At 74.7% G+C, this 22,808-nt stretch carries 14 protein-coding genes; 1 reads left to right on the top strand and 13 read right to left on the bottom strand.

Annotation, left to right across the window (positions count from 1 at the left end; genetic code table 11):
- Window positions 1-41: 41 nt before the first annotated feature.
- The 3 genes from fxsT to ACQPXD_RS12175 all read right to left on the bottom strand — a co-directional run bounded on the left by fxsT (window position 42) and on the right by ACQPXD_RS12175 (window position 7,937).
- A complete protein-coding gene (gene fxsT / locus ACQPXD_RS12185; protein ID WP_432837776.1) occupies window positions 42-2,405 on the bottom strand; it encodes an FxSxx-COOH system tetratricopeptide repeat protein in 2,364 nt (787 codons plus the stop codon).
- Window positions 2,406-2,419: 14 nt separating this feature from the next.
- Window positions 2,420-3,301, bottom strand: a complete 882-nt coding sequence (locus ACQPXD_RS12180) for a purine phosphorylase (RefSeq protein ID WP_432837775.1) — start codon at window positions 3,299-3,301, stop codon at window positions 2,420-2,422.
- Between the two features lie 139 nt (window positions 3,302-3,440).
- Window positions 3,441-7,937 (bottom strand): hypothetical protein, encoded by a 4,497-nt coding sequence (locus ACQPXD_RS12175; RefSeq protein WP_432843814.1) that lies wholly within the window; start codon window positions 7,935-7,937, stop codon window positions 3,441-3,443.
- A 265-nt stretch (window positions 7,938-8,202) separates the two neighbouring features.
- Here ACQPXD_RS12175 and ACQPXD_RS12170 point away from each other — a divergent pair, with 265 nt between their 5' ends.
- Complete coding sequence (locus ACQPXD_RS12170) at window positions 8,203-8,574, top strand: hypothetical protein (protein ID WP_432837773.1); 372 nt, start codon at window positions 8,203-8,205, stop codon at window positions 8,572-8,574.
- A gap of 24 nt (window positions 8,575-8,598) precedes the next feature.
- Here the strand turns inward: ACQPXD_RS12170 and ACQPXD_RS12165 are convergent, their stop codons facing one another.
- From ACQPXD_RS12165 to ACQPXD_RS12120, 10 genes are all read right to left on the bottom strand, one after another.
- Window positions 8,599-11,784: a CHAT domain-containing protein gene (locus tag ACQPXD_RS12165; protein WP_432837771.1), complete on the bottom strand. Its 3,186-nt coding sequence runs from the start codon at window positions 11,782-11,784 to the stop codon at window positions 8,599-8,601.
- A 65-nt stretch (window positions 11,785-11,849) separates the two neighbouring features.
- Window positions 11,850-15,371, bottom strand: a complete 3,522-nt coding sequence (locus ACQPXD_RS12160) for a CHAT domain-containing protein (RefSeq protein ID WP_432837769.1) — start codon at window positions 15,369-15,371, stop codon at window positions 11,850-11,852.
- A 134-nt stretch (window positions 15,372-15,505) separates the two neighbouring features.
- Window positions 15,506-15,709 carry a cold-shock protein gene (locus ACQPXD_RS12155; protein WP_432843812.1) on the bottom strand — a complete coding sequence of 68 codons (204 nt, stop codon included), beginning with the start codon at window positions 15,707-15,709 and terminating at the stop codon, window positions 15,506-15,508.
- 199 nt (window positions 15,710-15,908) lie between these two features.
- Window positions 15,909-16,712 carry a transglutaminase domain-containing protein gene (locus tag ACQPXD_RS12150; RefSeq protein ID WP_432837767.1) on the bottom strand — a complete coding sequence of 268 codons (804 nt, stop codon included), beginning with the start codon at window positions 16,710-16,712 and terminating at the stop codon, window positions 15,909-15,911.
- A gap of 78 nt (window positions 16,713-16,790) precedes the next feature.
- Window positions 16,791-17,609 carry a cytochrome c biogenesis CcdA family protein gene (locus ACQPXD_RS12145; RefSeq protein WP_432837765.1) on the bottom strand — a complete coding sequence of 273 codons (819 nt, stop codon included), beginning with the start codon at window positions 17,607-17,609 and terminating at the stop codon, window positions 16,791-16,793.
- 2 nt (window positions 17,610-17,611) lie between these two features.
- A complete protein-coding gene (locus tag ACQPXD_RS12140; protein ID WP_432837763.1) occupies window positions 17,612-18,178 on the bottom strand; it encodes a redoxin family protein in 567 nt (188 codons plus the stop codon).
- Between the two features lie 64 nt (window positions 18,179-18,242).
- Window positions 18,243-19,217 (bottom strand): substrate-binding domain-containing protein, encoded by a 975-nt coding sequence (locus ACQPXD_RS12135; protein ID WP_432837761.1) that lies wholly within the window; start codon window positions 19,215-19,217, stop codon window positions 18,243-18,245.
- A gap of 29 nt (window positions 19,218-19,246) precedes the next feature.
- Entirely contained in the window at window positions 19,247-20,281 is a 1,035-nt protein-coding gene (locus ACQPXD_RS12130; protein ID WP_432837759.1) for an ABC transporter permease, read from the bottom strand.
- Entirely contained in the window at window positions 20,278-21,876 is a 1,599-nt protein-coding gene (locus ACQPXD_RS12125; RefSeq protein ID WP_432837757.1) for a sugar ABC transporter ATP-binding protein, read from the bottom strand. The genes ACQPXD_RS12130 and ACQPXD_RS12125 overlap by 4 nt, the downstream gene beginning before the upstream one ends.
- 235 nt (window positions 21,877-22,111) lie before the next feature.
- Window positions 22,112-22,807: a TetR/AcrR family transcriptional regulator gene (locus tag ACQPXD_RS12120; RefSeq protein ID WP_432837755.1), complete on the bottom strand. Its 696-nt coding sequence runs from the start codon at window positions 22,805-22,807 to the stop codon at window positions 22,112-22,114.
- Between the last annotated feature and the right edge of the window lies 1 nt (window position 22,808).

Below are 22,808 nucleotides of genomic sequence, written 5' to 3'. Positions count from 1 at the left end.
TGGACCCGTAGTAACGACCCGCTCCGGATTCGACACACGGGTCACGCCCCTCGGTCCTCCAGATCGTGCAGCAGCGCGGCGGTGCGCAGCGTGTCCGGGTGGTCGTCGCCGAGCAGGTCCTGCCGGGCCCGCAGGACCTGCCGATATTCGGCGACGGCCGGCGCCGCCCGGCCGAGCGTTGCCAGCACGCCGGCGAGATGATGCTGGGTGGTCAGCGTCTCCGGGTGCCGAGCGCCGAACACCTGCCGCCGCAGCTCGAGAATGTCCCGCAGCTCGGCTTCCGCCGCCTCGGGCCGGCCCTGCGCCGCGAGCGCGAGGGCGCGGCCGTGGCGGGAGTGCAGGGTGTCCGGATGATGCTCACCCAGGATCTGCAGTCGGAGCCGGCCGACGGTCCGGTCCATCCGTTCGGCGGCGTCGTACCGGCCCTCGCGGTATGCGACCTTGGCCAGCTGATGGCGCGTCATCAGGGTGTCCGGGTGCGACGGCCCCAGCACTCGGCGCCGCCGCCACAGCACCCGCTGGAACTCCGCCCTCGATCGGGCGATCTCGCCGCGGCTGAGCAGTGCCCGGGCGAGCTGGTGCTGCGAGGTCAGCGTGTCCGGGTGGTCCGCACCCAGCAGGGCGCGCTGCGTCTCGTACACCGAACGCAGCCGCGACTCGGCCTCGGGGTAGCGGCCCAGGCTCCGCGCGACCCGGCCGAGCGCCTGCCGGGTCAGCAGCGTGTCGGGGTGGTCCGGGCCGAGGCCGTCGCGGCGCATGGCCAGTGCGGCCTGGAACTGCTGTTCCGCCTCGGCGAACGAGCCGCGGTAGTACAGCGTGAACGCCAGCTCGTGGCGGATCTGGGCCAGCTGCGGATGCCCGTCCGGCAGCACGCGAGCCGCGATACCGTCCAGCCGCCGGTACTCGTGCTCCGCCGCCTCGAACCGGCCGCGGGCGCGCAGGTGTCGCACCGCGCCGATCGCGCCCTCCAGCACGGCCTCGGCGTCCGGGCCGGCCGCGCCGCCCGGCAGCGCCGACGCCAGGTGCAGCGTGTGCACGGTGACCGCTTCCCAGCGCGGCCATGCCGCCGGGTCGTGCGGGGCGCTCAGCACGCCGCTGCGGACGGCCCGGGCGACGAGGGCGACCGCGATCGGGCCGGCGTCGGCCGAATCCGGCCCATCGTGCTGCCGGCTGGTGTGACGGACCAGCGGATGGACCCGCGCGGCGGCGAGCATCGGATCGGGGCGGTCGTCACCGTCTCGGCGGGCGGACAGCTCGACCAGGCTCAGCGCGGCCAGGCTGCGCAGCAGTCCCCAGAGCGACGAGGCGCTCAGGCCTTCGAACATCGAGGCACGAGCCAGCGCGGCCGGGTCCAGCAGCAGCGCGTACGGCACCGGGGCGTCGGCGAAGTACGACAGCACCCGCAACAATGGCCGGGCCTGGGGCAGCCCCCGCTCGGCGAGCAGATCCAGTGACAGCTCCCAGGCCCGGCCGATGATCTGCCGGTGCGCGTCGGCGGCCGTCCCCGGCGTGGCGCCGGCCGGATCGGCGTCGAACGCGCTCAGGTAGCCGTCGAAGGTGGTGATCGCGTCCGGCTCCGGCCACGGTACGGCGGCGGTGTCGGCCAGATATGCCCCGGCCATGCGCAACGCGAGCGGCAGCCGGCCGAGCCGGCCGGCGAGCGCCGATGCGGCGCCGGGCGAGCCGGCGTCTCCGGCGTAGTCGCTCAGCACTCGCGCCGCGGCGGCCGCCGGCAGCATGCCGACCGGTTCGAGCGCGCACCAGGAGCCCCAGGCCTGCGGGTCACCGTCGCGGCTGGTCACGAGCACCATGCCGGGGCCGTCCGGCACCGGCCGCAGCCATCCGGTGCCGTCGGCGAGATCGCCGCCACCGGCCAGCAGTTCGGGCCGGTCGACGTTGTCGAGCACCAGCAGCCAGGGCGCGGTCCGCTCGCGCAGAGCACGCCACAGCCGGTCGGCGGCATCGCCGTGGCGCAGGGCCGCCGACGGCACACCGATCTGCCGGGCGATCGCGAGCATGCCGCCCGCGATGCTGTGCTCGGCGGTGCCGTCGACCCACCAGACATCGAGACCGTCGCCGACGGCCCGATGCGCGAGCTCCAGCGCGATCGTGGTCTTGCCGCTGCCCGCCAGCCCGTGCAACACCCGCACGCGGCCGGCCCCGCCGGGACCTCGCAGCGCCGACGACAACGACGCGACCAGCCCGTCGCGGCCCCGCACCGGCCGGCGTGGATCGCGGCGGCCCAGCGGCGGCACGACCGAGACGGGTCGCTGTGCGCGTTCCGCCGCCAGGGTGAGGTGCACATGCTCGACGTTCACCTGGTCGCCGTGCTGCACCGCGTGCACCCGGCCGCGCTGCTCGGCCACGTTGCGCTGCTCGGACGACCCGCCAGCGGTGGGCTCCACCGACATGTCCCGCGCTACTGTCGCGGACCGCCGTGGACGGTCTGGTCGCCGCCCTGCACCGCGAAGACGGTACCGCCGCTGGCGGAGTTGACCTGAATCTGCGCCGGCCCGGCGGTCGTCGCGCCAGGCTCCGGGCGGTCTGTGCCGGACGGGCGGACCGGCGCGCGGTCGTCGACGTCGCCGGGCTCGAGCCGCCGGACGAGATGGGCCGCGAAGGACGCGGCCCGTTCGGCGGCGACGACCGACCAGCCGGCGGCGACCGCGTCCTCCTTCACGCCGTGGATCGAGTCGCTGATGCCCCGGACGGTCAGCATTGGCAGGCCGCCGTTGAGGTGCGCGGCCGAAGAGGCGCCGGCGCTCTCCATCTCGATGGCCACCGCGTCGTTGTACTGGCCGCGCAGCTGCCGGGTCAGCGGCGAGGACGGCGAGTTGAGCAGGACCTCGCCGGCCGCGATCGGCTGGAAGTGCACCGCGGGCGGCGGCCGGGTGTCGCCGTCCGGCCGCACCTCGCCGCGGGCCACGTGGCGGGCCAGCTGTTCCAGCCCGTGGGCGGCCTCCCAGCTGCGTGGCCGCGGCTGGAACCCGTCGCGGTCGTCGCGGCCGCCGTGGTAGGCGAACACCCTGGTGCCGACGACGACGTCGCCCAGCGCGACCCAGCTCTGCAGCGCACCCGCGATACCGACGAACAGCACCGCCGACGGGGAGAACATCGCGATGGCCCGCTCCGTGAGCACACCGGCGCCGATGTTGCCCGGGCCGGTGAGTCCGATCGAAACCTGCCACGGCGAGCCGGTCAGCAGGCCGGTCTCGAAGACGGTCCCGCTGGCGTGCCGGTGCGGCTCCGGGTCGATGAGATGCCGGCGCACCGCGGTGTACTCGATGTCGATCGCCGTCATGATCAGCAGTCGCCGGACAGCCCCGGCCGGTCTCGTCATCCGGAATGCCCCGTCCCAGTCGCGCACCCAGCAACGCCGCTGTCCAGGGTACGCCGCCGCCGGGCTCCGCCGGTGCGACGCCGATCGGGCCGAGCCCGGCTCACCCCGGCGCGGCCCTGGGATCGCGCACCCGGGCGAGCACACCGGCGGCGGCCGCGAGGGCGAATTGGAGCTCCAGCAGGGCCGACCTGGCCTCGGCCGGCAGACCGGGAGACGCGAGCCGCGCGGTGATCCGGGCCGCCACGGCCGGTTGGCCGGCCAGCTCGGGCGGGGTGTACGGGCCGGCCGGCCAGGAGCACAGAGCGTTCCGGGCGGCGGGCAGCAGCAGCGGATCCGACGCGAGGCCGTCGAGCAGTTCCCCGTAGGAGCCCAGGTAGGCCAGCCCGATCAGCCGGGCCCGGAGCTCGCTCGGGTGGTCCGGCCGGAAGTCCCGGATCGTGCGATGGACCGCCTCGACGATCGGGGCACGCCCGTGCGTGTCGGCGTAGCGGCGGGCGAGGTACCCCGCGGCGGTGAGCATCTCGGCCCGCGCGGTCGTCTCGTGCCGGCCGCTCCCGCCGGACGTGCCCGGCCGCGCCGCTTCGCCGGTCGTGACCGGTCCCAGCAGGCCGACGACGGTGGGCAGCACGTCCCAGAGGCAGGCGGTGGCGGCGGCCCGGATGAAGTCGGCGTACGGCCAGGTGATGCCGGGCTCCGGGCCGAGCTCGAGGAGCCGGGACCGCACCTCGTTGGTGATCCAGGGCAGGTCGCGCGGGCGGGCGCCGCTGAGGTGGAACCCGGCCGAGGCGAGGTAGGTGACGGCCAGCGACCGGTCTGCCGCGGTACCGCCGAGCAAGGGCAGCCAGTCGGGGACGGCGGCGCGCGACCAGGCCATCGTGGTCGACCACGGCCAGGCGAACCGGCTTTCGTCACCGAGGTCGATCAGCGATCGGTGCAGGCGCTCGGCGAGCCGCAGTCCGCGGAGCGGATCCGCGGCGCTCACGGCCCGGGTCAGCGCGGCGACGCCCTCGCGAGGCCTGACCGCCTCGGCGGCGACGGCGAGCCGTTCGGCGAGATCCATGGCCTCCGCCCGGGCCGCGGCGTACCGGATCGCGCCGCCCGGCCAGGCCTCGGGCCGGATCTCGGCGACCCGCCGCAGCGTGGCGCCGAACAGCGGCAGATCCCGGTCGCCCACGGCCGGCAGCGCGGCGAGCAGCCGGGCGACGTCCTGCGGTGCACCGTCCAGCAGGCGGTGCGCGGCGGCGGCCGCGAGGAGCCGGTCATCGCCGGTGACGACGTCCGGCGAGACCGGATCGGGCCCGGTCAGCGCCTGCCAGGCCGCCCGCAGCGCCGGTTCCGCCGGAGGTGCGCTGCCGCGCAGCTCGTCAAGGCGGCCGCGCACGACGTCGTCGATGTCCACCGCGAAGCGGCGTTCCAGCAGGGCTCCGAGCAGCTGCGGCGCGGGGAGGCGGGCGAGCAGGTCCAGCCGCTCGGCCTGGAGCCCCTCGGCGGCGCGCGCCACCGCGGTCGTGGTCAGCTCCGACTCGACCGCCGTCAGCCGGCGCGCGACGGCGTCGGTGTACGCCCGCTGTTGCTCCGCGGTCAGCAGGGCCCGGCCCCGGGTCAGGGTGCGGTGCGCGGCGGCGACCACCCGCCAGTCGGTGTCGCCGGTCAGCGCCGCGGCGGCGAGCAGCACCAGCTCGGCGGCGCCTGCCGCGGCGAGCAGCGCCGCCGCCCGTACTTCGGCCGGCGTGCCGTCGCCGGTCAACGCCCGGTGCAGCGCGGCGATCCACCGGGCCCGCCCGGATCGGCCGAGGTGGTCCAGCCGCCTCGGCGCGATCAGGCAAGCTATCCGCGCACTCGCGCCGGCCAGCGGGTCCGCCGCGACGGCGGCCAGCGCGCGCGATCCGGGCCCGCCCAGCGCCGACAGGGCATCGACCGCCCGGGCCTGCTCGACCGCGCCGGCGGCCGCCGAGCGCAGCGTGGCCTCCATCTCCGCCACGAACGCATCGCGGCGCCGGTCGGCGTCGCGGGCCGTGGCCAGGACGCGGGCGACGGCGACGGGGTCCAGGCCGTCCAGCGCGGCGACGGCCGGTTCACCGTTCGCGGCCATCGAGGCGTACAGCCGCAGCGGCTCCTGCCAGCGCACCTGGATCGCGCGGTCCGCCGGCGGGACGGTACCGTCGGCGAGGCTCAGGGCGGCGAAGTAGTCCCGGTACACCGGGAACGTGAAAGCGAGCTCCGGTGTGAGCACCGCGGCATCGGCGAGGCGCGTGCGCAGCGCGGCATCGCGGGCCGCCAGCTCGGCGGGCAGGTAGGAGCCGGGGTCCACCGCGTCGACGCTCGCCGCGGCGACCGCGACGGCATAGCGCTCCTCGTCGGGGTCGAGCCCGATCGCGGCGAAGTGGTCGCGCAGGAGGTCGGCGACGTTGGCGGGCACGGCAGCGGCGGGAAGGCGGCGGCCGAGCAGCGACAGGAACAGCGGCGTGCGAACGAGGTCGCGAACCGGCCGGTCGCCGGGGCCGTCGACCAGTTCGCGCGCCAGCTGGGCGGCGCGTTCCACGGTCGTCTCCCGCTGGGCGGCGGCCGTCACGAGGTAGGCGACCGCCTGCTCCAGCCGGGGTTCGGCCAGCATCAACGTCTCGAACCCGGCCGGCCCGGGCAGGTCGGACGGGCGCAGGCCGACGACGACAGCGGTTCGCGGGTGGCGACGGCGCAGCTCGGCGAGCCACGCCCCGGCCGACCGGCGATCGGCGGCGCCGAGCTCGTGCCAGCCGTCCACCGCGAGGTGTACCGCACCGGCGGTCAGCAGCGTCCCGGAGAAGGAAACGCCGGTGTGGTCCGCGATGACGTCGGCCGGCGATCGCGGGGCCGGGCCGATCATCGCGGCGGCGTTCAGGAGCACCGGAATGCGCCGGCCGGTGGCGGCCAGGTGACCGCAGAGGGCCCGAAGCGTCGTCGACTTGCCCGAACCGGACTCGCCGACGAGCAGTACCGCCGGACGGTCCGCGAGGAAGGTGACCGCGTCGGGTACCGGCTCCTCCGGCGCCGCCGCCCGGCCGCCGAGCCGGATGAGCGGGCCGTCCGGGGGCCGCACCGGCGGAAACCTGGCCAGGAGCGCACCGGCCAGGGCCGCGGTCGCCGGCCCGAGCGCGTCGGCCGGGCGCCCGGCTTCCATCGCGGCCAGCGCCACGAGCGGCGCGGACCGCTCCGGGGCGGTGATGAGTCGCAGCGCGGCCGACAAGGTTTCGCCGGCCTGCTCACGGTCCCAGGGCTCCAGCGGCCGGTCGCCGAGCCACTCGGCCGCGACCGCTCCGGCGGCCACCGAGGCGCGCCAGGACGCCGCCGTCTGCATCGCGTCGGGCCACTTGAACGTCCGGTGCGCGGCGAGCAGCAGAAACCGGTGGTATTCCGGCGCGAACGGCGTGGCACCGGGCGGCCAGGATCGCAGTGCCTCGCGCCGCAGCCGGGCCAGGATGCGAAAGGCCGGCCGAAGCCGCGGCGAAGACGGGCCGAGCCGGGCGACGGTCGCGTCGGCGTCGCCGGCCGAGTCCAGGCACAGCGTCGCCAGCGCGAGCGTCCGCTGCAGCGTCAGCAGCTCGGCCATGGTGAGCCGGGCGCCGATCGCACGGCGCAACAGGTTGATCTCCAGCCAGGCGAAGTCGGTCAGCAGCGGCCGGTCCGGCTCGGTCATCGCGTAGTCGATGAGGTACGGCCGTCCGTTCGCGACCAGCACGTTGCCGCCGTTGAGGTCGCCGTGGACGAGCGAGTACACGCGGCCGGGCAGCTGCTCGCGGACCACCTGCGGCAGGAGGCCGAACAGTCCGGACAGCAACGGCTCCGTCGCGTCGGGGCCGAGCGCGGCGGCGATGCGGCGCCGGGCCTCGGCGGCCCGCAGGCCGACGATCGGGCCGCTGACGGTGAACTCGCGTCCGCCGGCCAGTGCGGCGAGGTCGACGTACTGCTCGCTGCCGGCGCGGACCCGGATCGCGACGCGCGCGCCGTCGCGCTGCCCGCCCAGCGGATCGCCCGGGCGTGGTGCGAGGTTGTTGACGACGATGACGGTGCCGGGTGCGAACCCGGCCGGCGGATCCGCCCGTAATCCCGCGTCCACGAGCTGCCGGGGAAACCGGACTCCGGCGGCGCCCGCGGGCGGGCCGAGGCTCGCGGACCCGGCTCCGGCGCGATCGATCTCCACCACCAGATCGGGGCCGAGCGCCGGGGTGAGGCTGTCCAGCGACGTGGCATCGTCCGACGGGCGCGCGCTGTCGTAGAAGACGGGCCGCGCCTTGTCGAACAGCGTGCCGATCAGGTCGGCGGCCCGATCGGCCGCGGTGTCGCTCTCGGCGGTGCAGGCCCGCGCGACGACATCCTCGAGGGTGACGACGTGCTCGGCGGCGGCATGCTGCCGGACGTGGTTGTAGACCACCGCGTCACTTTCGCCGGGGAGCGCCTGGCCTGGATCGCGGGCGCCGGGCGTGGTGGCCTCGATGCCGGCGAGCAGTTCCGTCAGGCGTGGTGCGATGTGCCTGACGTACGCCTGCCATTCGACGTGCATCGGGTGGGCCGGCCCGATCTTGACGACCCGCGCGACCCGTTCCCGGCCCCGGCGCAGCATCGCCTCCAGGACCACCGCGCCACCGGCGCCGGAAAGCCGCCGGGTTATCTCGATCGCGTCGACGGGGGTCTGCCACTGTCCGAGGCCCTGGCCGATGTCGATCCGGCGCAGTGTGGCCTCGATCGCCGGTTCCTCGCCGGGCGTGACGTCTGCGGTGCGGAACACGACCTCCATGCGCCCCTCACAGGATGAGCGGTGGTTCGGCGATGACCTAGAGTAGTGGGTCGGAACGGTGCGTCCGGCGCCGGTCCGCGGAGGAGGGCCGGTGGCGGACGGATTCGGCGACCCGGGATCGTGGGATCGGCTGTGTCTGGGGTTCCACACGCTGCGGCTGGCATCCAACCGGCACGGCTTCGAGCGCCGGTGGCGCGGGCTGGCCCAGCAGAGCCGCGGCGGATCTCCCGACCTGGCCGCCTGGAACGATCTCTGGGCCGACGTCGAGCAGCGCGCCGAGGCCGAGGACGACATGACCCTCCGCGGCGGCGACGGCCAGGCCGCTGCCGACGACGACTGGGACGAGCCCGCGCGCGACCGCGAATTCAGATGTCCGCAGAAGCTTTGCGGACGGGTCGAACGCAACCCGTTCGGTGACCAGCCGCACTGCGACCTGCTCGGGCTCGACATGTCCGCGGCCTGACCCGGCGGCGCTCCGGCCGGCGCGTCAGGGCCCCGCATGCAGGTACGGAGCCCACACCGCCGGAGGGTGGGTGCGTCGCAGCGCCCGGACGGCGTCGTGCAACGCCTCCGCCGCTCCGGCCGGTTCGAAGCGTTCACCGGCCGTGAGTCCCCGGTAGAAGGCGGCGGCGATGTCCGCGGCGCTGCGGTCGCCGACCGGCCGGGACGCCGCCACGACGTGCCGGAAGCCGGACAGTTGCAGCGCCAGCGCCAGATGCAGCGGTTCGTCGGGCAGGCTGGGCCCGGCCGCGGCTCCGTCGCACGAGGAGACGTAGGCGAACTGGGCGCCGGTCAGCCGCAGCGCCGCGATCTCGGTCGCGGTCAGGTCGCCGTCGGACAGCCGCAGCCGGCCCCGGCCGGGATCGTCGGCGTCGCGGCTGCTGTGCCCGGCGAAGTGCAGCCAGGCGTGGCGCCCGAGCGCCGCCAGCACGGCGGCCCGGCGGGCCTGCGGACCGAGGAACATCGCCGGTGGTGTCGGGGCGGCCCGTCGTACCGCCTCGATCTCCCGCTCGACGTGCGGCAGGTCCGGCGCGCCCGGGGTACCACTGGACAACGCCACGAGCAGTGGACGCCCGGGATCGCCGCTCGCCCGCGACCGGACCGCCGCCAGCGTGCGCACGGTCGCGGTATAGGAGGAGACGACGCGATCCAGCACACCGTCGTCCTCACCGCCGAGGGGATCCCACCGCCCCGCGGCATGCAGCGGCAGCATGCCGAGCGCGCCCGCCGGGCACCACCAGAGCCGCGGCCACCCACCGTCGCGGGCGCCGAAGTCGAGGGCCCGCAGCACCGGCTCGGCGACGGCGTCCCACAGCCAGCCGCAGACGGCCCGCAGCCGGGAGTCCCCCACCGGGCCCGGACGCGCGAGGCCGGCGAGGTAGGCCCGGACGACCTCGGCGGTCCGGGCCGGTGTGACCAGCGGCAGGGGCACGGACCGGACCGTGTCGGCGGTGACCAGCAGCGCGTCGGACCGGTACTCGCTGATGTTGAGCAGCACGACCGGCCCGTCCGCCGCGGCGGCCCGCAGGCTGTCGATCCCCGGTGCCACGAGGAAGCCGGACAGGCCCGGCCGGGCCCGGATCTCGGCGATGACACCGGCCAGGTCCGCGGCGAGCCGTTCGCGGGCGCGCCCGCCACCGACGCCGACGGGATCGGCATCCAGCGCGGCCCGCAGCCGGACGAACCGTTCCGCCAGCGACGGATCGACCGACCGGACCCGGGCGAGATCGTCCGTCTCCTCGAGGATCGGGGCGAGCAGCACGCCGCGCCCTCGGTCCAGGAGCTCGACCGCGCGGGCGGGATCGGGATGCTCCGCGGCGAGGACACTCGCGGCGGCGTCGCGGGCCAGGCCGTCGAAGACACCGATACGCAGCTCCTGGTCGCGGCGGTTGAGCCGGCGCGGCGACACCAGCGGCAGCAGCTCGATCGCCAGGGCGAAGCCCTCGGACGCGGTCGCCCAGTCACCGGCCGCGGCGGCGACCTGGCCCCACTCCATGGCGGCCTCGGCGCGCAGCGTCGCCGGGGCGCTCGCGAGCGCGGCGGCGGCCCGCAGCGCCGCGACCGCGGCCACGCGGTCCTCGGTTGCCGGGCCCTCCCCCGCCGCCGCGAGCCCGGCCAGGGCAACGCCCAGGTTGAACAGATTGCGGGCCAGATCGGGGCGGCTCGGTCCGGCCGGCCCGGCGGTGCCCGGCCCGGTGTGGGCGACGGCCCGCTCCAGCAGGCCGGCCGCCTCGGTCAACGCGGCGACGTTCGAGGCCGCCTGATGGACGGCGATCAGATCGGCGGCGAGGTTGCCGGCCGTCTCGGTCCAGCCGGCGCTGCCGGGACCGATCAGGCGCAGCGCCCGGCGGTCCAGGTCCGCCGCCCGATGCAGCGGTGCGATCGCCCCGGTGTGCTGATGCCGGATGAAGAGCACCCGCGCGAGGGTCTGCAGCAGCAGATGCCGGTCGGCGCCCGAGTCCCCGGCCGCGGTGACGGCCGCCTCGGCCGCGCGTTCCGCCTCCTCCAGCAGCCCCGGATCCCGCTCGTGCTCGTAGAGTGTGAACAGCGTGATCGCCAGGTTGTTCAGGTACGACGGCCGGCCCGCGTCACCGGGTGCCGAGTCCGCGACCGCCTGCCGGTCGAACCGCAGTGCCTCGCGCAGCGTCGCATGGTCCCCGTCGCTGTCGTAGCGGGTCCGCAGCGCGCTCGCCAGCGCGGACCGGACGGGCGCCCCGCCCGGCGAGCCCGGCGGCGTGACCCGCACCGCCTGCCGGGCCTGCTCGACGGCCTCGTGCAGCGGGTCCGGGTCTCCGGTCGCGTCGTGCTCCAGGAGCAGCAAATTGACCAGGTTCAGCAGATAGCCGCCGAGGCCCGGGTCACCGTCGTGGGCCAGCCGCACGCCCTGCCGGCCGGCCCGGACGGCCTCGCCGATCAGTGCGGGATCGCTGTCCTGGCTCAGCCGCAGCCCCAGAATGTTGGCGTAGGCGGACCACAGCGACGCCGTCCGCTGGTCGGTCCGGGGCATCGCCACCGCCGCGGCCCGGGCCTCGGTCGCGGCGGCAACGGCGGCCGCCGGATCACCGGACAGCTCGTACACGGTGGCCAGGCTGTTGGCCAGGTTCGAGGTGAGCAGCGCCCGCTCGACGCGGTCGGCGCCCGAGCGGTCCCGCACCCTCCGGTGGAGGCCCTCGGCCCGCCGCGCATCGGCGACGCTGGACGTCCGGCGGCTGCGGCTCTCCAGGCACACCGCCAGGCTTCCGTCGACGGCGTCGTGCAGCTCGGGGTCGGGCGAGCGGTCCCGGGCCGCCTCCAGCAGCGTGACCGCCCGGTCGAGCCACTCCAGGCGATCGTCGATCTCGTACCGGTAGATCAGCGCCTGCGCGAGGTCGGCTTCGCATTCGCCGAGCGCGAGGTCGAACGCGGCGCCCTCCGGGTCGCCGCGCATCGCCGGGGCGACACCGGTCAGCAGGTCCAGCGCGCGGGTGCGCAGCCCGAAGGCCCGGATGACGGCCGCGGGGCCTCCCCCGTTGTCGTACCACGCCAGGTCGATGGCGCCGAGGCTGCGGAGCACTTCGGCGCGGTACAGCGGATCCCGCCGGCCCGCGACCGTCGCCAGCTCGCGCCGCACGACTCGGGCCGATGCGCGGATCGCCGCGGTGTCGCCGCGCCGCACAGCCGTCTCGAACGACACCGCGGGCGCCGCGCGCCGGGCGCGGTGGCGATGGGTACGCGAAGTCCATGGCGTTCCGCGCACGGCTACCGGCCGGTGTGGCAGTAGGGAGCCCAGACCACCGACGGCTGGCCGTGGCGCAGCGACCGGACCGCTTCGTGCAGCGCCTGCGCGGCGACGCCGACGTCGAGCGGACCGTCACCCGAGCACAGGGACTCGTACACCGCGCCGGTGAGCCGCGCGGCGATCGCGTCCGGCACGGCCCACCGGGTGCTGATCACGTGCCCGAACCCGGCCACGAGCAACGCACCGGCCAGGTGCAGCGCCTCGTCCGGCAGCGACGGGCTGCCGACACTGCTCTCGCACGAGGCGAGGAACGCCAGCTGCGCCTCGGGCAGGTCGAGCGCGCCGATGCCGGCGACCGTCAGCGGGCCGTCGGCCAGGTGCAGGCACGTGTCGCCGGGCGCGTCGAGATCCTGGCGGCTGTGGCCGGCGAAGTGCAGCCACTGCGACGCCGGCATCCGCTCGCGCACCCGCTCCAGCGTCGCGCGTTCGTCGTCGATGACCTCGACCGGCACGGGCAGCGCCGCCCGGACCGCGTCGATCTCGGCCGTGACGTGCGGCAGGTCCGGCTGGTTCGGGGTACGCCGCAGTGCCACCAGCACCGCGGCGGTGACGGGCCGGGGCGCGGTCGTGCGGGTGGCGATGAGCGCGCGCAGGGTCGGCGTGTAGGAGCTGATCACGTGGTCGGCGACGCCGACGTCGGCCAGCGTCGCATCGTCGAACCGCTGGGCCGCGTGCAGGGGCAGCAAGGCGAGCAGGCCGCTCGGGCACCACCACAGCCGCACCGTCTGCCGCGCGACCGGCCGCAGCTCGAGCGCCCGCAGCACCGGCTCGGCGATGGTTCGCCAGAGCCAGGCCAGGATCCGGTCGAGGTGCCGCGTCGCGGTGCCGGCCGCCGCCGGGTCGCCGGTTCGCATGGCCAGCAGGACCCGCGCGTAGCGCAGGGAGTGGCTGAGCAGCGCTTCGGTCTCCACGGCGGGCAGGTCGACCCGCCGGATCGGCTCGGACCCGCGCAGGACGAGCGCGTGGGCGCCGTACTGGCTGACCAGCGGCACGACGACCGGCCCCTCGGCGGCCGCCGAACGCAGGCGGTCCGCGGCCGGGGCGAGCCAGAACCGGGCGAAGCGAGGGTCCGCGCGGATCTCCCCCAGCAGCCGGTCGAGCTCGGCGTTGAGGCGCACCCGATGGTCGGCGGCCTGCTCGCGCGCCGGTGCCACGGGTCCGGGACGCGTCGTGTCGCGCAGGCCGGCGCTCGCCGTGTCGAGGGCGGCCAGCACCCGCAGGAGCGCCTCGGCGCGATCGGGGGACGCGGCGCGCAGCTTCGCGAGGTCGTCGTGGGCGGGCGCCTGCTGGCCCCACAGGACCCCGCGGCCCTGCTCCAGCAGCTCCAGGGCCCGGTCGAGGCGGCCGAGCCGGATCGCGACCGCCGCGGCGTCCGCGGTCACCCCGGCCTCGGCCGCCAGGATGCGCTCCTGCTGGCCGCGCTGGAGACCCTGCCAGGCCATGCGGGGCAGCAGTGCGACGGCATGCTCGTACGCCGCCAGGGCGTCCTGCCCGCGGCCGGCTTCCATCGCCAGCTGTCCGCCGCTCACCGCGGCCTGGTAGCGCACCCGGGCCGCGCCGCCGGGCTCGGCACCGGCCAGCGCATAGCTGGCCAGGGCCCGCTCGACGGCGGCGTCCTCGTGGGTCTCCCGGTAGGCGGTGCGGTGGGCCAGCGCGAGGTTGACCAGGCACGGCGCCCGCAGCGGATGGCCGCCCGGCAGCTGCGCCGCCGCCCGCTCCAGCAGCGTGGCGGCCAGGGCCAGATCGCCGCCGTCCGGGTCGGCGCCGGCGCGGTGGCGGGCGATGAGCGCCCGGCCGTACTCCGAGGCGTAGCCGGCCCAGTCGGGCCGCTCGACCGACCCGCCGTCGACGACTCCGGCCAGGATGCGGACGGCCTCGTCGAGGTCGGCGGTGTCGTCGCTGAAGTCGAAGCGCAGCAGCAGCGAGGTGCCGAGGGAGGCGCCGCACGCGGCCGCTTCCGCCCCGCGGCCTTCGGCGATCGGCCGCAGGATGCGCACCGCTTCGTCCAGGTCCGCACCGGTGCCCCGATCGAAGAACCGGGCCCGCAGGATCGATGCGAGGTTCGCGACCCGCCCGGGCCGGTGCGGATGCCCTTCCGGCGTCGTCCGCACGGCCCGGTCCGCCTGCTCGACGGCGGCGTCGAGGTCGGCCGGCTCGCCGAGCCGCTCGAACCGGGTGTACAGCAGGATCGCGAGGTTGGCGAGCACGCCGGCCCGGTCCGGGTGCGTCTCGGGCAGGCGGTCGAACACCTCGCGGACCGTGGTGATCGCGTCGGCGAGCAACGCCGCGTCGCCGGTCCGCTCGAACCGGCGGAGCCCGACGAGCGCGAGCGTCCCGCGCCGCAGCTCGACCTCCGGATCGGGCGGCTGCCCGGCGATGGCGGTGACGAGGTGCCGCTCGGCGGCGTCGAGATCGTCCGGGTCGCCGGCGGCGACGTATCGGGTCAGCAGCGCGGAGCCGAGGTTGCCGTGGTAGACCGCCGCCGCCGGGGAGCCGCCGGCCAACGCGACGGCCCGGCGGAGCGCGCCGACCGCCTTGGTCACGTCGCCGAGGGACCCGGTCAGCTGGTAGCGGCTGATCGCGGCGCTGGCGACGGAGGACAGGATCGCGGCGGTCTCGGCGTCCGGGCCGGCGCCACCGGCGACGCGCTCGAGGAGGTCGATGGCCTCCTCGAGCCGGTCGGCGTCACCGGCGACCGTCGCGCGCTCGCGCAGGGTGCTCGCGTAGGCCAGGATGATCGCCCGGCCGTTCGGGTGTGCACCGGCGGCCAGCGTCAGCGCGGCGCGATTGGTGGCGACGGCGCGGTCGAGGGCGGCGAGGTCACCGAGCCACTCGTAGCGCTCCTGCCACGCGTGGCCGAGCATCGTCATCCGGCCGGGCAGCGCCGGGTCGTCCTCGGGCGTCGCCTCGATGGCGTTGTGGTGGGCCGCGAGGGCCGCATCGAAGTCCCGGTCGTCGTGATCGCGGGCGTACCGCTCGCGCAACGCCGTGCCCAGGTTGCCTTCCGCGCTCGCCCGGTAGTGGCCGGCCGGGAGGTCCGCCACGGCCTGGCGCAGCGCCTCGACGGCGGTGTCGAGCATCGGGCGGTCGTCAGCGTCGAGCGCCCGCGCCAGCAGCTCGACGGCGAGGCGGGCGTGGCGGATCGGCGCGGCGAACGCGACCTCGGGACGGTCGGCGTACTGCCCGAGGATCGCGCGGGCGGTCGCCGGCAACGCCGGGTCCTCGGCGCTCGACGACGCCGCCAGCAGCCCGACGATCAGCCCGGTCTCCGGCGCCGCGGCGTTGTTGCGCAGGCGGTGCCACCAGGTGAGCGCGACCGCCCGCAGCGCCTCCCGGTCGTCGCGGAGCGAGCCGTCGCGGGCGATCGCGGCGCCGTCGAGCTCCGCCTGCAGTTGTGCACAGAGCCGGACGGTGTCGTCGTCGAGCAGGGCGTCATCTGTGCGCCGCGTCAGCTCGCGCAGCAGGTCGTCGGCGGCACCCATCCGCCCGATCTCACCACACGCGGTCGGCCTGAGCCAGGGGCGAAGCGATCGCCCTGGCCCACAACACAGGCCATGGAGCGCCGCACGCTGGGCATGCGGCGCTCCGACGGCACTCGGGCCTGGTCAGGACCGAGTCAGCGACCGCGGACGTTCTCCGCCTGAGGACCCTTCTGGCCCTGGGTCACCTCGTACTCCACCTTCTGGCCTTCCGCGAGCTCGCGGTAACCAGTGCTGGCGATGGCGGAGTAGTGGACGAAGACGTCGGCGCCGCCGTCATCCTGCTGGATGAAGCCGAAGCCCTTTTCAGAGTTGAACCACTTGACAGTACCGCTGGCCACACTTTCCTCCTGATAGCGGAAGCCAGTCCCTCGCCAATCGTCGGCGATGAACTTCCGTTCCGGCGAACCATACCTGCTCCGGGCACGAACCTCGCTACCGAAGGTGTTCCTCCACCCTCCGACGATCTGCCACTCGACCACGACGATCACAGAATGAATGCGATCGGTCACTTGTCGTGAAGCCAGACGGTGCCGCGACCTATGCGAGCCCGACCGGTGCTTCGTGGCGATCCGTCGGCAGGTCGCCGTCGGCGACCGCGGTGATGGCCAGGTCGACCAGTTCCGCCGTTCCCGACAGCACTGTGCCGAACGCCACGTCCGCCGCGTCGCGACCGGTCGCCACCCGGACCAAGGACTGGCGCGGTGCGAGCCGGGTGGCATCCCACACGAGCCATTCGTCAGCCAGCGCGGTCTCCACGACCAGGTGAAAGTCCATCGGGTCGAGGCCGGGCGCATACACGGCGGCGACGCGTGCCGGTATGTCAACGGCACGGCACAGGGCCGCGGTGAGGTGGGCGTAGTCGCGGCAGACCCCACGCCCGGACAGCAGGGTGTCGACCGCGTCGGTCGTCGGGCTCGTCGCTGTCGCGTCGTACACCAGCGACCGGTGGACGTCACCGACGATGGCCCGCACGGTCGCCAGGTCATCGGCGTCGCGGTAGCGGGCGGCATAGCCGCCGAGCCGGTCCGACGGGCAGTACCGGCTGGGGCGCATCGCCACGATCCGGTCGAATTCCGTCGGCCGGGCGGCCCGCGTCGCGGGGCTCGGGCCATTCCTGGTGTACGTGACGACCAGCCGCCCACTGCCGCACGTCACCATGTGCGTCCGCCCGCCCAGCGGCCCGCCGGAGCCGGCCACCTCGGCGATGCCGATCGCCTTGTCGTCGAGCGTCGCCGCCAGCACTTCGCCGTCGGGCCGCCCCGCCGCCGCGATCTGCAGCGCGATCACCGCCGGAGCAGCGATGTCGTAGACCAGCGTCGCCGCCACGCCCGGTGCCCACATGCGGCCATTGTCGCCGCGCGACGTTTCCGATCGATACGCCGTCCCACAATCTCCGCGCCGTGCACCGTGCGGCCGCGGTCAGCCGGCGCGGCGGCGGCCCACCGCGAGGCCGGCCACGAGCAGCGCGGCGAACACGACCGACACCGCCGCCACGCCCGCGGTGTCCAGGCCGCCGGCCAGCCACTGCTGGACGGTGCCGGCCGCACGTACCACCGGATCCCGCAACGCGCGTGGCCCGTCCGCCGCCAGCCGTACCTCGTACCAGCCGTAGTAGGCCACGTACGCGCCGGCGAGGAGCACCAGGGCGCCGGCGGTGCGGGAGAGTGCCGGGCCGGCCCGGCGCACCCGGGTGAGCAGCGAGGCGCGCAGCAGGGCCACGGCCAGGGCGGCGGCGCCGACGACCAGGCCCATTCCGGCGGCGTACGCGAGGAACAGCGTGATCGCCGAGGACTCCAGGCTCGACGCCACGATGGCCAGGAACGGGCCGATGGTGCAGCTCAGCGACGCGAGCGCGTAGGCGGCGCCGAACAGCACCATCGACGGCAGCGAGCGGGTCAGGGCCGGGGCGCGGGCCGGGCGCCACGGCAGGGCGGGCAGGTGCCGGCCGGCCGCCAGCCAGCCGCCGAGCGCCACGAGCAGCAGCCCGAAGCCGATGGTGAACCAGGGCAGCCGGGCCGGCAGCCAGCTCACCGCGGGGGTCAGGACGATGCCGACGAGCCCGAACACGCCGACGAACCCGGCCGTCATCGCGAGGGTCAGCAGCAGCGCCCGGCCGACCGCACGGCGCCGGGACACGCCCTCATCCAGGACGAGCAACGAGAGGTACGCCGGCAGCAGCGCGAAGCCGCACGGGTTCACGGCGGCCAGGACGCCGGCCGCGAGCGCCAGGAGCACCATGCTCAGTGCTCGTCGAGGTAGGCGACCCACTTGCCGAGCGTGACCGTGTCCTGGTAGCCGTTCTGCATCACCTTGCCGGTCCGGTCGATCATCACGAACACGCTCTGCTCCTTGATCCCGAACTTTCGCCAGACGACGCCGGCCTTGTCGTCGAGGTGCGTGACGTTGCCGACCTCGCCCTCCGCGACGAACTCGTTCATGGCGCCGGTGCTCTGATCCAGCCCGGCGATGCCGACCATGGCGACCTTGCCGTCGTACTGCCGGGCCAGGTCACCGACGGTCGATGCCTGGCCGAAGCAGACGGCGCACCACGGCGCCCAGAACCACAGGACGACCGGGCGGCCGGCGAGCTTCGTCGCGTCGAAGGGCTTGCCGTCGAGGGTGGTGCCGGTGAACTTCAGGGCGTCGGGGACGACCACGGGCGTCAAGGGTGCGGCGGCGGGCGTCGACGGTGCGGCGGCGGACCCGGCCGCCACCGGGGGGACGCCCGCAACGGCCCCGCCGCCGCAGCCGGCCAGCAGCACGGCCACGGCGGCGAGGAGTGGAAACACGACCGGTCTGACGCGCATGCGTGCCCTCCTCGATGAGCATCCGCCCACCGGTACGGGCCGCGGCCGTCGCAGGGTTCAGCCGTCAGGCGAGGAAGTCCGTGGTGATCTTGTCGGTACTGGTCTTGTCGAACGGGGTCGTCTCGATCGTCACCATGCTCGGCACGGTCTTCCCGTCCAGCGCGTCGAGCATCGAGGTGAGCGCGGTCTTGCCCCAGTTGGTGGGCCGCAGGGCGATCTCGAAACCGACCTGACCGGACTTGACCAGGTCGAGCGTGGCCGGGATGCCGTCGAAGCCGGTGACGGTGATCTGCCCCTTCTTGCCGGCCTCGTTGATGGCCTGCAGTGTGCCGTTGAGGAAGTCGTCGAGGTTGACGTAGACGACCTTCACGTCCGGTACCGCGGACAGCGCGTCCTTGGTGGCCCGCAGACCTTCCTCGGCGGTGAGCTGGGTGACGTTGACCTCGTGGGCGACGGACATGTTCGGGCAGGAGGCCGAGCCGACGACCGCCTTGTAGGCGTCGGCCATCTCCTTGACGTACGGCGCGGAGGACGGCCCCTTGATCATGGCGATCTTGCCGGTACCCACGTTCTTGCAGGTCCACTCGGCGATCTGCTTGCCGGAACTGCCCCAGTCGTTGCCGACGAACGCGCGGCGCAGGCTGGTGTCGGAGACGTCACGGGCGACGGTCATCACCGGGATGCCGGCCGCCTTGGCCTGCTGCAGCGGCGCGACGACGGCCTTGCCGTCGATGGGCGAGACGAGGATGCCGTCGACGTTCTTGGCGATGAGGTCGTTGATGTCGTTGGCCTGCTTGACCGCGTCGCCGCCGGCATCGGTGAAGATGACGTCGATGCCGCGGGCGTCGGCCTCGGCCTTGATGCCCTTCTGCATGGAGGCGTAGAGGGCGATGGTCGGTGCCGCGAAGCTGACGCCGATCTTGCGTTTGTGGCCGGAGCCGCCGCCGGTGTCGCCGCTGCTGCCACAGGCGGCAAGCGATAAGGCGACGACTACGAGACCGGCGACGCCGGCGGCGAGCCGGACGCGGGAACGATGCATACGGAACTCCTCGGTGATTTTGGGGGAGGTCAGGCGCGCCGGCGACGCGGCAGCGACACACCGCGCAGCAGCGCGGCCGACATGGCGACGATGAAGACGACGCCGATGGCCACCTGCTGCCAGGCGTCGCCGACGCTGAGCAGGTTGAGCCCGTTCTGGATGACGGCGATGAGTGCGACGCCCATGAGGCTGCGGGCCATGGAGGCGTCGCCGCCGTGCAGGGCACTGCCGCCGAGCACGACCGCGGCGACGGAGAACAGCTCCAACTGGGCGCCGACGGTGGGCTGGGCCGACTGCAGCCGGGCGGTCGTGGCGATGCCGGCGACCGCGGCGAACAGCGCGGAGATGACAAAGACGCTGACCACGACGCGGTCGACCCGGATGCCGGCGAGGCGGGCCGCCTCGCGGTTGCCGCCGGTGGCGAGGACCCGCAGACCGAACGGCGACACGGCGAGACCGAAGGCGGCCACGACGAAACAGCCGATCATGAGCCAGACCATCCAGGGCAGGCCGAGGGGGCGGTTCAGGCCGAAGCCGGCGATGGAGGCCGGCAGGCCGCCGACGGACTCGGCGTGGGTGATGATGAGCGCGAGGCCCTTGCCGATGACCAGCGTGCCGAGCGTGATCATGAACGGGTGCGCCTTGAGGGTGATCACGAGCAACCCGTTGACCAGCCCGAAGACGAGGCCGGCGGCGAGGCCGGCGAGGATGCCGGCGAGGATGCTGCCGGTGCCGGCCATGACGATGGCGGCGACCGCGCCGTGCAGGGCGACCTGCGAGCCGATGGACAGGTCGAAGCCGCCGGCGCCGACGACGTAGGTCTGCCCGAAGGTGACGATCGCCAGCAGCGCCATCGAGGTGGCGACGTTGAGCAGGTTGTTGCGGGTGAGGAAGACGTCGGTGTTCACCGACAGCAGGATCACCAGGGCGACGAGCACCCCCGGGACGAACAGTTCCTCGGGGCCGAACCGGAAGCGCCGGCGCTTCGGTATGGTGCCGCCGGGCGGCGGCTGGGCCGGCTCCCCCGGTGCGAGGGTGGCCGGGCCGGCCTGTTCCACGGTCATCGCTGGGCTCCTTCGTCGTGGGAGACGGCGGCCGGCACCTGGTCGCCCAGGCTGGCCGCCCACACTTCGGCGTGTTCGACGGGTGCGGGTAGGTCGGCGACGATGCGGTGGCGGCGGAAGACCAGGTAGCGGTCCGTGATCTGGGCGAACTCCTCGCTCTCCAGCGCGACGATGGCCACGCAGCCGCGTTCGTCGGCGAACCGGCGCAGCTCGCGGCTGATCTGGACCTTGGCGCCGGCGTCGATGCCGTGGGTGGGTTCCTCCACGACGAGCACCTGGGCGCCGGCGGCGAGCCAGCGGGCGAGCAGGATCTTCTGCTGGTTGCCTCCGGAGAGCTGCCCGGCGAGGTAGCGCGGGTCGGCGGGGCGGATGTCGAGGCGCTGGATGTAGTACTCCGCGGTCGCGCGCATCTTGCGCCGGTCCAGCCGGCCGAAGCGGGACAGGGCGCCGATGGAGGCGACCGCGATGTTCTGCTCGATGGTCAGCAGCGGCAGGATGCCGTCGCGCTTGCGTTCCTCGGGCACGAAGCCGATGCCGAGCGCCGCGGCGGCGGCCCGGCCACCGCGCAGCACGGCGGTGCGGGCCCGGCGGCCTTCCGCGGTGACGGTGATCCGGCCGCCGCCGCCGGTGGTGGTGCGGGCGAGCGCCCGGGCGAACGAGGCGGCACCGGAGCCGAGGACGCCGGCGAAGGTGACCAGTTCGCCGCGGCGCAGGGCGGCGTCGGTGGGTTCGACGCCGGGCGCGGCGACCGCGTCGGCCCGGACCACGACCTCGTCCGAAGGCCGCCGCCCGGCGGAGCGCCCGACGCCCTCGATGACCCGTCCGGCGACGAGCTCGGCGAGGTGGTGCACGTTGAGCTGCGGCTGCCCGCGCTCGATACGGGCCACCACGGTGCCGTCGCGCAGGGCGGTGACGCGGTGTGCGGTCGTCACGACCTCGTCGAGTTTGTGGCTGACGAACAGCACCGCGAGGCCCTGCGCGGCGAGCCGCTCGATGAGGGCGACGACCCGCTGGGACTGGCGCAGTTCCAGGGCGGCGGTGGGCTCGTCGAGGATGAGCAGCCGGGGGTCGCCGAGCAGGGCGCGGCCGATCTGCAGCAGCTTCTTCTCGGCGAGGTCGAGGCCACCCGCCGGCAGGCCCGGGTCGAGGTCGGCGCCGAGGCGGGCAAGGACCTCACGGGCGGTGCGGTGCGCCGCGTGGCGGTCGCGGATGCGCAGACCGGGCAGGCCGCGGCCGGGGATCCGCCCGGCCGTGATGTTGTCGGCGACGCTGAGCGCCGGCCACAGCTCGATCTCCTGGTGCGCGATGCCGATGCCGAGGCGGCCGGCATGTCTGGGGTCGGTGAGCGTGACGGGCCGGCCGTCGACCACGACGGTGCCGGTGGTCGGGGTGTGAATGCCGCTGACGATCTTGTTGATGGTGGACTTGCCGGCACCGTTGGCGCCGATGAGGCCGTGCACCTCGCCCGGATAGAGGGCCAGGTCGACGGCGCGCAGGGCCTGGAAGGCGCCGAACGTCTTGCCGACCGCGTCCAGCCGCACGATCGCCTCGGCCGCCGGCTCCGGCGGCGCCGCTTCAGGGCTGGACTGCTGCATCGCGGACTCCTTCGTGTTTCGCGGTGCGAGAAGGTGCGGGCAGCCGGCCGTGGCCGATCTCCGCGAACATGGGATGACCTGCGCGTACGCCCGTTTGCCGAGGCGGCATGACGCAGCGGTTAATTAACTCGTACTTTGTATCGTGCAACGAACGATGTCAAGAGGCGCGCATGATCCCGGCATGCCCAACGGCATTCCGGTCGATCTGGGCGGACGGCCGCGACCCGGGGCCGGCCTACCGCTGCGGCAGCTTGAGCTCCGCCAGCACGCTGTTGACGAACATGGACAGCCCGAACTCGAACTGCTCGTCGCTGGGCAGGCTGACCAGCCGCTCCGACAGCTCGACCATCGTGGGGAACTCCCCGGCCGGCATCGAGGCGTAGAAGTGCCGGCGCTGGCGGCGCAGTTCGGCCGCCTCGTCGCTGTCCCCGCGGCCCCACGTGCGCGGGTACTGGTAGTGGGCGAAGCCGAGGGCGTAGGTGATCAGGAACCCGTAGCAGCGCACGGCGAGGTCGTCGCGGATGCCGGCGTCGACGAGGCGGGTGAGCACCGCCTCCATGCCGCCCTTGAGCGAGTGCTGGGAGGTGGTGACCCGGGTGCCGAAGAGCTGCACGACGCTCGGGTGGGCCTGCATGAGGTCGAGGAAGGCGTAGCCGACGGTGCGCAGCACCGCGGCCGGGTCGGCCGGGTCGGCCGGCGGCACGACCATCTCGCCCAGCACGTGGTCGGCGATCGCGTCGAGGATCTCGTCCTTGCCGCGGAAGTAGCTGTAGAGCGTCATCGTGCCGATGCCGAGCTCGGTGGCCAGGCCCCGCACGGTGAGGTGATCCAGGCCCTGCTCGTCACAGATGCGCAGGGCCGCCGCGACGATGTCCTGTGGATCGATCGCCTTCAGACCCCGTCCGCCCTTGCGCGCCTTGCCGTTGACCACG

The organism is Dactylosporangium sp. CA-092794, assembly GCF_050948465.1.
Classification (GTDB): Bacteria; Actinomycetota; Actinomycetes; order Mycobacteriales; family Micromonosporaceae; genus Dactylosporangium.
This window is presented reverse-complemented; position numbering and strand designations above follow the sequence as displayed.